We start from the raw sequence: 7,542 nt of genomic DNA on the forward strand, positions 1-7,542 counted from the left end.
ATGAATGTCAAATCTATGCTGATGATGGCGCTCGAAATTTATGTACTTTTAGGAGGGCTTTACTGGGGCTTGTGAAAGATAATTCTTTCAAAGATAGTGTTGCAGGTAAGATGCAACGAGCTTGTTGGGATCAGGGTTTTAGGCTGAAGTACTTTTGGGATGAAATTCATACAAAGCGTAATCCGCCCCTGTCCTTTGGGCCGACCCGTATGCTTTTTTTCTTTAAGTCCTGAAATGCCATGTGTTAAGTAGCTTTGAATCCAGCTATTAACGCTTGTTCGGCTCACCTTTAAGTATTGAGATATTTGAGTTCTATTTTTACCATCAATCAAATGAGATGCGGCGAGCAAACAAAGCTTTAACCTCGCATTCGACGTCGAACTAATCATTTTTGATAAATCTGAGTCATATTTCACCACCGTTAAAGAGAAGCTAATTAGATCACAAAATTAGTGGAATTGGTATAATTTCGGTGGGACTTTTTTAATTGTGTTGATTTAAGCGATGACTGTTCAAGTATGGAAAGGTCAAAGGACAGAAAGAAATGATTGATAATCATTTCTGAGATACATCACCGTAATGAGTGGTCAATGCGTATAGTGATAAATAGGGGCGAATTTGTCGGCAGACAAGGTTCATGAGCAATGTTCACCCACGTATCTATTGTGTGGTGGGCTGAATTCCTCTCTTACGCTGATCAAACAGAAAAATACCTTAGCACTAAAAAGAAAATCATTCCTAAGCCAATTGTTTTTAAGAGACTTTTACTGATTAAAGCAATAATCAATGCAAACAGTGCAGCGATTAAATAACTGTTATTAAAGCTAATATCGATATTACCCTCGGGCATAACGACAGCGGGGACGATAATCGCGGTTAATACTGCAGGAGGAACAAACTTTAACGCTTTTCCAAGCCAGTTTGGAAAAGTCATTTTTCCTGCAAAGGCAAACATTACAAAGCGGATGGCAAAGGTGATAATAAACATACCTAATATTAATAGGGTTTCATTCATAAGCAAGTTGCCTTTTATCCAATTTATTGACTGTTAATCCAACAAATACGCCGATTAGTGCGCTAATGATTAAGCCTAATTTATTGGGCAGTTGTGCGAAAATAAGTGAACTTAATCCAGCAAAAATAATCGCAGAGATCATCGCTTTGCTATTCATATAAGGCACAACCATGCCGATAAAGGTAACGGACATAGCAAACTCTAATCCCCAGCTACTCATGTCGGGAATTAAACTGCCTAACGCGACACCTAAAATGGTAAACGAAACCCAAGTGCAATAAAAACAACAGATTGAACCAAGGTAAAAGTAGTGCGCGTCAGTTTTATCTTGCTTTAAATAACGTTGGCTCATGTTTGCAAAGCTTTCATCGGTTAAACCAAAAGCAAGTACTGCCCGCCAGACAAGTGAAAGATGTTTTACATGATCAACCAATGCAGTGGCATAAAGTAGATGGCGTAGGTTTACGACGAACGTTGTTAGTAAAATCATCTCTAAGGGGGCTTGGGCTGCAATCAATGCTAAAACAATGAACTGTGCAGAGCCTGCAAAAACCAATATTGACATGACAATGGTGGCGGTGGCTGATAAACCACTGGTAGGTGCTAGGGTACCAAACAGTATAGCAAAAGGGATAGCACCTAAAATCAGTGGTAAGGCTGCTTTACTCCCTCCTAAAAACTCCCATCTTTGTGCTGAATTAAACATAAAGCTGTAACTCCATATAGACATCTGCACGCGGATATTCACTTTTCCCGTTAGGGTGCTTTTGTTCGATGAAACCAAAATGTTGATATAGCGCCATCGCACGGTGTAATTTTCGGTTAGTTTCTAAACAGATTGTTTGTATCTGTAAGTCTCGAGCTTTATTAAGTGTGCTTAATAATAATTTTCGGCCAATGCCTTGCCCTTGATATTTGTTACAAACAGCCATTTTAGAGAGTTCATAGCTGTTATTTTTAGTGGGTTTTAGTGCGATGCACCCCAATATATTTTCTCCCTGCTTAGCAAAAAAGAGGTAACCTCCTTGTGCTAAATAGTAGCTTTCTGGATGATTTAATGATTGTTTATCAGCGTCAGTTAATTCACCGTTAAATTCGCTGTTTAACCAGACCATATTGAGCCTTTTAAAATCTGACTTATAATCACTTTTCCAATTTACAATCTCAATTTTTGGTGCTGTTTCTTGTAGATCTTGTAGTACACGTTGGGAAAGATTAAGTTGTTGTAAACTATTTTCAAATTGTTGAATCGCACTGATTAGCGATGCTGTCTGTAAGCTTTCTATATAATCCAACTGTTTTTTAAGTGCTTGCCAGATAGGGGTTGCTTGCTGAATAAGTAATAACGATTTTTTTGTTAAACTGATCTGACTGGCTCGCTTGTCGGTTGGGTGAGGCATCTTTGTTAAATAACCCTCTTTAATCATTTTATTGGCAAGTTTACTGATGGCTGGATGGCTAACAGAGAGGTAGTCAGAGGCTTGGGTAATACCCATTGGTCCCATTTTATTGATTAAATTAAGCAGTAAAAAGTAACTGGGGTTAAGTGTTAATCCCATCTGATTATAAACGATGGCAACTTCGCTAAAAAGTTGATCGCTGAGGCGTTTTAACTGACTGCCTAAACTAAGTGTTGCCAGTGTTTTCATGTAATCCATCTAAACTTCCCTTTAAACTATGTAACTGGTTACGTAGTTAGTTTCCTACTTGTGGTGGTTATTGTCAATAGCTGAGAATAAATCGAACAAAATGTGATTAGATCCCCACTTTTTGCTGTGTTATATTAGCGTCAATTAATTTACCCTCTTTTATTTGGAATAACTCATGACCACGATTAAGTCGACGTCTGAAATTCGCCAAGGATTTCTTGATTTTTTTGCTAAGAAAGGCCACCAAACAGTCGCGAGTGGCTCATTGGTGCCTGATAACGATCCTACTCTGCTATTTACCAATGCAGGTATGAATCAATTTAAAGATACTTTTCTTGGTAGCGAAAAACGTGCTTATAGTCGTGCCACATCAAGTCAACGTTGTGTGCGCGCAGGGGGTAAACATAATGATTTAGATAACGTGGGGTATACCGCGCGTCACCATACATTTTTTGAGATGTTAGGTAACTTTAGCTTTGGTGATTATTTTAAAGAAGATGCGATCTCATTTGCGTGGGAGTATTTAACTGTGGAGTTGGGTTTACCTAAAGAGAAGCTATGGGTAACGGTATTTGATGAAGATCCAGAAACGGAAAAGATCTGGATTGAAAAAATAGGTGTTGATCCCGCGCGTTTATCACGTATTGGTGCAAAAGATAATTTCTGGTCGATGGGTGATACGGGTCCTTGTGGCCCTTGTACTGAGATATTTTATGATCACGGTGAACATATATGGGGCGGTCCTCCGGGTACACCCGAGGAAGATGGCGATCGTTATATCGAGATCTGGAATCTGGTGTTTATGCAATATAATCGTCATGCCGATGGCACTATGGAAGATCTTCCAAAACCTTCTGTTGATACTGGTATGGGTCTTGAACGTATTTCTGCCATTATGCAAAATGGTCACTCTAATTATGATATTGACCTGTTCCAAGGACTTATCAAGAAAGTCGCAGAAGTAACGGGTGCCACTGATTTTACTGATAAATCACTGCGTGTTGTGGCTGATCATATCCGTGCATGTGGTTTCTTAATTGCTGATGGTGTTATGCCATCAAATGAAGGTCGTGGTTATGTTTTACGTCGTATTATTCGTCGCGCGGTACGTCACGGGCATAAACTAGGTGCCACTGAGGTTTTCTTTTACAAAATCTATGAAGAATTGATCCATCAAATGGGTGATGCTTACCCTGAGTTGCTGCAGCAACGTCTGTTTGTTGAAAAGATTTTACGTTTAGAGGAAGAGCAATTCGGTAAAACACTTGAGCGTGGATTACAAATTTTAGATGTTGCCTTAGATGTTTTAGAGGGCACCGTTATTCCAGGTGATGTTGTTTTCAAACTTTATGATACCTACGGCTTCCCGGCTGATTTAACCGCTGATATTGCCCGTGAACGTGAATTAACGATTGACCAAGATGGTTTTGATCGTGCGATGGCAGAGCAGCGTTTACGTGCTCAACAAGCGAATAATTTTGGTAAAGATTATAACGATATTTTAAAAATCGAAGGTAAAACAGAGTTTATTGGCTATGACACACTAGAAGGCTGTGCAACAGTCACTCAAATGATTAAAGAGGGTGAGTTTGTTGAGGCTTTAATGGAAGGGGATAATGCACAAATTGTTTTATCTAAAAGCGTTTTCTATGCAGAATCAGGTGGTCAAACGGGTGATACAGGTATTTTAAAATTGAATGACGGTATCTTTACTGTTACAGATACTAAAAAATCGTGTGATGCTTTTTTACATATTGGTTATTTAAGTACTGGCTCAATCTCGATTAACGAAAAAGTGCAGATGCAAGTAGATTCCGGTCGTCGTAAAGCGATTGCACTACATCATTCTGCAACACATCTATTACATGCAGCGCTACGTCAAACATTAGGCGAGCATGTCACGCAAAAAGGGTCATTGTGTGATGCTGAAAAGCTACGTTTTGATTTCTCACATTTTGAAGCGCTATCGATAGGGACATTAAATCAAGTCAGCCATCTGGTTAATCAAGCCATTCGTGATAACTATGAAATTGTGACGACATTAATGGATATCGAAGAAGCTAACACCACAGGTGCAATGGCACTATTTGGTGAGAAATACGACGAGATGGTGCGCGTGGTGAAAATGGGTGATTTTTCTGTGGAGCTTTGCGGTGGCACACATACAACACGCACGGGTAACATGGGATTGTTTCTCGTGACCTCTGAGGCGGGTATTGCTGCGGGTGTACGTCGTATTGAAGCATCTGTTGGTGGTGCGGCTGAGCAAGCACTGTACAATTTGCGCGATCAATTTAGTAAGGCGTGTAATTTGGTGAAAGGTGATGGTTTCAATATTGGTGAGAAAATCATGCAGACCTTAGATCGTAATAAAGCACTGGAAAAAGAGCTTGCACAGCTTAAAGCAAAAATTGCCAGTGAAAAAGGTGCTAATTTGACCGGTAATGCGATTGAGATCAATGGTGTGAAAGTGGTTATTGCTAATATCGAAGGTATTGATCCCAAAACACTGCGTGACAGTGTTGATGAAATAAAAAACAAACTGCAGTCAGGCATTGTTGTTTTAGCAACAGCGGTTGGTGAAGATAAAGTGAGTTTAATTGTTGGTGTAACAAAAGATCTCACTAAAAAGGTTAAAGCAGGTGAGTTAGTTAACTTAGTCGCCGGGCCTGTCGGTGGTAAAGGAGGCGGTCGTCCTGATATGGCGATGGCGGGAGGGAATAATCCGAGTGCGTTAAAAGAAGCGCTTGCATTAGTAGAGCCTTGGTTAGTAGAGCGATTATAATACCAATCTGAATAAATAGCTGATCAATTTTACTGGTTAAAATGACTTATTTCTTCGTATAAGTTTCGTAAAGGGAACAACCATTTACATCAACTTATGCCTTAAAATAAGTCATTTTTCCTGCGTAAAATATAGATCACATACTTAATCAGACTGGTATAAATAGATTGGCTCGTGGAAAGCGAGCTATAAGTGAGAAGTAACAAGATGGCATTAATAGTTCAAAAATATGGTGGTACGTCGGTCGCAAATGTAGAGCGAATCAAAGTCGTTGCCGATAAAGTAAAAGCCACACGCGAGGCAGGTAATGACGTAGTCGTGGTTTTGTCGGCGATGTCAGGTGAAACGAACCGCATGATTGCATTAGCAAAAAAGTTAAATGCAACACCAAGTCCGCGTGAAATGGACGTATTGCTTACAACAGGTGAGCAAACAACGATAGCGTTATTATCGATGGCATTACATCATTTAGGTGTCGATGCAGTTTCCATGACGGGTGACCAAATCCGTTTGACAACGGATACTAGCCACGCTAAAGCACGTATCTTAGATGTAGAAACTAAAAATCTAGAAGCACACCTTAAAAAAGGGCGTGTGGTCGTGGTGGCCGGTTTCCAAGGTCGTTGTAAAAATAATAATATAACCACACTCGGTCGTGGTGGTAGTGATACTTCTGCGGTGGCAATTGCAGCTGCTCTTAAAGCGGATGAATGTCAAATTTATACCGATGTAGATGGCGTTTATACGACCGACCCACGTGTAGAGCCTAATGCGCGCCGTTTAAATAGCATCACCTTTGAAGAGATGTTAGAAATGGCAAGTTTAGGCACTAAAGTATTACAAATTCGCTCGGTAGAATTTGCGGGCAAATATAATGTACCATTACGTGTACTGTCTAGTTTTAAAGAGGGCGGTGGTACGTTAATTAGTTATGAGGCAAATAAAATGGAATCTCCTGTTATCTCTGGTATCGCATTTAACCGTGATGAAGCGCGCTTAACACTTTCGGGCGTGCCTGACCAGCCAACGGTGGCAGCGCAAATTCTGTCACCGATTGGTGAAGCAAATATCGATGTTGATATGATTGTACAAAACACGGTGGGTAATGGTAAAACAGATTTTACATTTACGGTACATCGTGATGATTATGAACAAGCGAAAGCATTGCTGGAAACTGTTTGCGTACAATTAAAGGCGGAAACGGTACAAGGTAATAACGAGATCGCAAAGGTATCTATCGTCGGTGTAGGTATGTGGAATCACCCGGGTGTTGCAAAAACAATGTTTGAAACACTGGGGCAAGAGGGAATTAATATCCATCAAATAGCGACATCTGAAATTAAAATTTCAGTTTTAGTTGATGGAAAATATTTGGAACTAGCGGTACGTGCTTTACATAAGGCGTTTGATCTAGCGACAGAGGCAACAGAAGAAAAGTAAGTGCAAAGTTCTCATTCAATAAAAAAAATCTGAATTTTTTTTACCTTTGAGTCATAATAAAAGCGCAAATGGGACAAACTAATAATAATAGGAGCAGGATATGCTAATTTTAACTCGTCGAGTAGGTGAAACTCTGATGATTGGCGATAACGTAACCGTTACCGTTTTGGGCGTTAAAGGGAATCAGGTACGTGTAGGTGTTAATGCACCTAAAGAGATATCTGTACATCGTGAAGAGATTTACATGCGTATCCAAGCAGAGAAAGAAAACAAATAATTATATTTTGATTGATAAAAGAGCCGAATGGCTCTTTTTTTTCACCTAAAAAAAGTGATGTTGTTCATAAAATGGAACAATTGCTGTTTTACTGAGCAGTTAGAAATAACTGGGTAAAAAAAGTTTGACTTGTTTTTATAAGGCCGTATTATGAGCGCCACAAGACGACGGTGGGGTGGCCGAGTGGCCGAAGGCGCTCCCCTGCTAAGGGAGTAACGGGTTTATAGCCTGTTCGAGAGTTCGAATCTCTCCTCCACCGCCATTTTGTATTGATTCTTAAAGCGGGTGTAGCTCAGCTGGATAGAGTACCTGGCTACGAACCAGGCGGTCAGGGGTTCGAATCCCTTCACCCGCACCATCTTTCTATTTGCACGAA

Annotated in this window: 7 protein-coding genes, 2 tRNA genes and 1 pseudogene; 6 read left to right on the forward strand and 4 right to left on the reverse strand. The window is 40.1% G+C overall.

Translation table 11 applies throughout. The features are described 5' to 3' along the window. Window positions 1-233 (forward strand): hypothetical protein (locus tag G322_RS24335; protein WP_425413905.1); only part of this gene is annotated, 233 nt, incomplete at its 5' end. 18 nt (window positions 234-251) lie between these two features. Here the strand turns inward: G322_RS24335 and G322_RS24895 are convergent. The 4 genes and pseudogenes from G322_RS24895 to G322_RS0115815 form a co-directional block, all read right to left on the reverse strand. After that, window positions 252-389: pseudogene (locus tag G322_RS24895) on the reverse strand (IS630 family transposase); the annotation flags it as partial. A 308-nt stretch (window positions 390-697) separates the two neighbouring features. Beyond that, window positions 698-1,015, reverse strand: a complete 318-nt coding sequence (locus G322_RS0115805) for an AzlD domain-containing protein (RefSeq protein WP_022942699.1) — start codon at window positions 1,013-1,015, stop codon at window positions 698-700. Further along, complete coding sequence (locus tag G322_RS0115810) at window positions 1,008-1,721, reverse strand: AzlC family ABC transporter permease (RefSeq protein WP_022942700.1); 714 nt, start codon at window positions 1,719-1,721, stop codon at window positions 1,008-1,010. The genes G322_RS0115805 and G322_RS0115810 overlap by 8 nt, the downstream gene beginning before the upstream one ends. After that, complete coding sequence (locus G322_RS0115815) at window positions 1,714-2,673, reverse strand: bifunctional helix-turn-helix transcriptional regulator/GNAT family N-acetyltransferase (RefSeq protein ID WP_022942701.1); 960 nt, start codon at window positions 2,671-2,673, stop codon at window positions 1,714-1,716. Before G322_RS0115815 ends, G322_RS0115810 begins: the two co-directional genes overlap by 8 nt. A gap of 166 nt (window positions 2,674-2,839) precedes the next feature. On the opposite strand from G322_RS0115815, the gene alaS reads away from it, so the two are divergent. From alaS to G322_RS0115840, 5 genes are all read left to right on the forward strand, one after another. Next, window positions 2,840-5,449, forward strand: a complete 2,610-nt coding sequence (alaS, locus tag G322_RS0115820) for an alanine--tRNA ligase (protein WP_022942702.1) — start codon at window positions 2,840-2,842, stop codon at window positions 5,447-5,449. 207 nt (window positions 5,450-5,656) lie between these two features. After that, window positions 5,657-6,889 carry an aspartate kinase gene (locus tag G322_RS0115825; protein ID WP_022942703.1) on the forward strand — a complete coding sequence of 411 codons (1,233 nt, stop codon included), beginning with the start codon at window positions 5,657-5,659 and terminating at the stop codon, window positions 6,887-6,889. 100 nt (window positions 6,890-6,989) lie between these two features. Then, on the forward strand, window positions 6,990-7,166 hold the full coding sequence (csrA, locus tag G322_RS0115830) for a carbon storage regulator CsrA (RefSeq protein ID WP_022942704.1): 177 nt from the start codon (window positions 6,990-6,992) through the stop codon (window positions 7,164-7,166). 169 nt (window positions 7,167-7,335) lie between these two features. Further along, window positions 7,336-7,428, forward strand: a tRNA-Ser gene (locus G322_RS0115835). A gap of 19 nt (window positions 7,429-7,447) precedes the next feature. Beyond that, window positions 7,448-7,524, forward strand: a tRNA-Arg gene (locus G322_RS0115840). Window positions 7,525-7,542: the final 18 nt, after the last annotated feature.

Origin of the sequence: Psychromonas hadalis ATCC BAA-638 (assembly GCF_000420245.1) — a bacterium.
Taxonomy (GTDB): domain Bacteria; phylum Pseudomonadota; class Gammaproteobacteria; order Enterobacterales; family Psychromonadaceae; genus Psychromonas; species Psychromonas hadalis.

Coding starts and splice junctions, on each gene's coding strand:
- G322_RS0115805 (WP_022942699.1), bottom strand. CDS start 1,015: ATGAATGAAACCCTATTAATATTAGGTATGTTTATTATCACCTTTGCC.
- G322_RS0115810 (WP_022942700.1), bottom strand. CDS start 1,721: ATGTTTAATTCAGCACAAAGATGGGAGTTTTTAGGAGGGAGTAAAGCA.
- G322_RS0115815 (WP_022942701.1), bottom strand. CDS start 2,673: ATGGATTACATGAAAACACTGGCAACACTTAGTTTAGGCAGTCAGTTA.
- alaS (WP_022942702.1), top strand. CDS start 2,840: ATGACCACGATTAAGTCGACGTCTGAAATTCGCCAAGGATTTCTTGAT.
- G322_RS0115825 (WP_022942703.1), top strand. CDS start 5,657: ATGGCATTAATAGTTCAAAAATATGGTGGTACGTCGGTCGCAAATGTA.
- csrA (WP_022942704.1), top strand. CDS start 6,990: ATGCTAATTTTAACTCGTCGAGTAGGTGAAACTCTGATGATTGGCGAT.